Here is a 787-nt window from a genome sequence, read left to right as displayed (position 1 = left end):
CCCGGGCGCGGTGCTGTTCATCGACGAGATCCATACCGTGATCGGGGCAGGGGCTACCTCCGGCGGCGCGATGGATGCGTCGAACCTGTTGAAGCCGGCGCTCTCGTCCGGCGCGATCCGCTGCATCGGCTCGACCACCTACAAGGAGTTCCGCCAGTTCTTCGAGAAGGACCGCGCGCTGGTGCGGCGCTTCCAGAAGATCGATGTCAACGAGCCGACCATCGAGGACGCCATCGAGATCATGAAGGGCCTGAAGCCCTATTTCGAGGAGTTCCACAAGGTCCGCTACACGAGCGAGGCGATCAAGGCTTCGGTCGAGCTCTCGGCGCGCTACATCAACGACCGCAAGCTGCCGGACAAGGCGATCGACGTGATCGACGAGACCGGCGCCTCGCAGATGCTGGTGCCGGAGGCCAAGCGCAAGAAGACGATCGGCATCAAGGAGATCGAGGCAACGATCGCCACCATGGCCCGCATTCCGCCGAAGACGGTTTCGGCCGACGACGAGAAGGTGCTGCAGGGTCTCGACGTCGAGCTCAAGCGCGTGGTCTACGGCCAGGACACCGCCATCACCGCGCTGACGTCGGCGATCAAGCTGGCGCGGGCCGGCCTGCGCGAGCCGGAGAAGCCGATCGGCTCCTACCTGTTCTCGGGGCCCACCGGCGTCGGCAAGACCGAAGTGGCCAAGCAGCTCGCGGCCTCGCTCGGCGTCGAGCTGATCCGCTTCGATATGTCGGAATACATGGAGCGCCACACCGTCTCGCGGCTGATCGGCGCGCCTCCCGGC

Annotated in this window: 1 protein-coding gene; it reads left to right on the top strand. The window is 65.7% G+C overall.

What is annotated here, in order from left to right; all coding sequences use genetic code 11:
* Window positions 1-787 (top strand): AAA family ATPase (locus EOA29_RS38600; RefSeq protein WP_127222523.1); only part of this gene is annotated, 787 nt, incomplete at both ends.

Origin of the sequence: Mesorhizobium sp. M1E.F.Ca.ET.063.01.1.1, assembly GCF_003998155.1 — a bacterium.
In the GTDB taxonomy this organism is placed as follows: Bacteria; Pseudomonadota; Alphaproteobacteria; order Rhizobiales; family Rhizobiaceae; genus Mesorhizobium.
The sequence above is the reverse complement of the archived record's forward strand: the minus strand, read 5'-3'. Positions and strand labels throughout refer to the sequence as shown.